This is a genomic window from Rhizobacter sp. P1_G5 (genome assembly GCF_056405435.1).
The window spans coordinates 1-1,648 of record NZ_JBFUCB010000930.1 but is presented as its reverse complement, the minus strand read 5'-3'; the positions used below and the strand labels follow the sequence as shown (position 1 = coordinate 1,648).

The 1,648-nt window shown below is 72.2% G+C and carries 2 protein-coding genes; one reads left to right on the top strand and one right to left on the bottom strand.

What is annotated here, in order from left to right; translation table 11 throughout:
* A partial coding sequence (locus AC1D12_RS32855) for a hypothetical protein (RefSeq protein WP_477845310.1) occupies nt 1-1,238 on the top strand: 1,238 nt, incomplete at its 5' end.
* A gap of 6 nt (nt 1,239-1,244) precedes the next feature.
* Here the strand turns inward: AC1D12_RS32855 and AC1D12_RS32850 are convergent.
* Nucleotides 1,245-1,648, bottom strand: a 404-nt coding sequence (locus AC1D12_RS32850; protein ID WP_477845309.1) for a VOC family protein, incomplete at its 5' end; no start/stop codon positions are given.

The window sequence follows — 1,648 nt, the reverse complement described above, 5'->3', positions numbered from 1 at the left end:
GGCTGTGGGTGGACTCGCGGGTCTCGACCTGCACCCGCTACCTGGCGGTGGAGTCGGCGGCCGAGGGCGCACCGGTCAACGACTGCGGCGGCCGCACGCCGAACTACAACGTCAACGGCGTGTTCCGCTCGCTGCTGATCCGCGGCACGCCGGACACCGTCGACGACGGGGTCGACCACGACGACAAGCGGCATTCGACGACCGTGTTCCCGTTCCTGGCGGCGACGACCGACGGCGCGATCGCCATCGCCAACCTCGACCACCTGATCGCGCAGGCCGCGGGGGATGCGGGCATCGACGAGCTGCTGTTGCTGCGCTCGCGAACGCTGGCCGACTACGCGGCGCTGGACCGCGTCGTCGACCTCGCAGAACGGAATGTGCACACCGCCGACGACCTGCTCCGCCGGTCACGCAGCCGTGCGGCGGTGCATCGCTTCGCGGATGCGCTGGCCGACGTGGAGGCCGCGGCGCGGGCTGGCGCCGAGGGCGAGAAGGTGGCGTCCCAGCGCGCGTCGATCCTGGTCGCGGTAGGGCGGGCGCACGACGCGATCGCGCCACTGGAGTCGAACGTGGCGAGGCGCCCCGGCTTCGCATCGCACAGCGCACTGGCCACCGCGTATGCCGCCGTGGGCCGCCTGGACGAGGCCGACCGCCTGTACGCCGCCGCGCTCGACGAGCTCGACACGACCTCGCCGTTCCCCCATGCATGGACCTGGTTCATGCGCGGCCGGATGTGGGCCGAGCAAGGCGATGACCCGGTGCGCGGCGAGGCCATGTATGCGCAGGCCGTGCGACATCTGCCGGCCTTCGTCGTGGCGAACATCCACCTCGCCGAGCTGGAGGTGAGGCGTGGCGACGAGCCGGCGGCGACGGCGCGGCTCGAGCGCCTGACGCAGCACACCGATGAACCTGAGGCCCTGGCTTTGCTCGGGCAACTGCACGTCCGCGCCGGGCACCGCACTCGCGGCGAGCGCGAGATCGAGCGGGCGAGGCGTGGCTTCGAGGCGCTGTTGTCGAGGCATCCGCTCGCCTTTGYCGATCACGCGGCCGAGTTCTACCTGGGTGCAGGCGACGCCCCGGAGCAGGCCTGGGCGCTGGCGCAGCAGAACCTTGCGGCGCGGCCGACGCGTCGGGCCTATCTGCTCGCGATCCACGCGGCGCGCGCCACGCACCGGGATGCCGATGCAACGGCCTTGGAGGCGCGGATGAAGGCCGCATTCCGGGCTGGCGCCGCGTGATGCAGCTCAGTCGCCTTCGCCGAGGTACTCGCCGCCCCACGCGGCCGGATCGACATCCGCCACCGATTCGGAGAAGGTCCAGACATGGCCGAAGGGATCGGCCACCGTGAACTGGCGCTCGCCATAGACGTGCGTCTGGGGCGGCCCGATCACCGTGGCCCCGTGGGCGCACGCGGCTTCGAACAGCGCGTCCACGCCATGCACCCGCACCACCACGGAAGCCGAGGTGGCCTCGGCGGACGGCCCGCGCGCCGCCACCACCACCGCGCCCTGCCCCGCCGGCGCATTCAGCTGGACCCGATGCGATCCGATCCGCAGGCGCTCGGTGAAGCCGAAGGCCTTGCACAGCCATTCAGTGGCCTCGGGAACGCTGGGGTACGGCAGCACCGGAATGACGGCCGCAGCGGGCA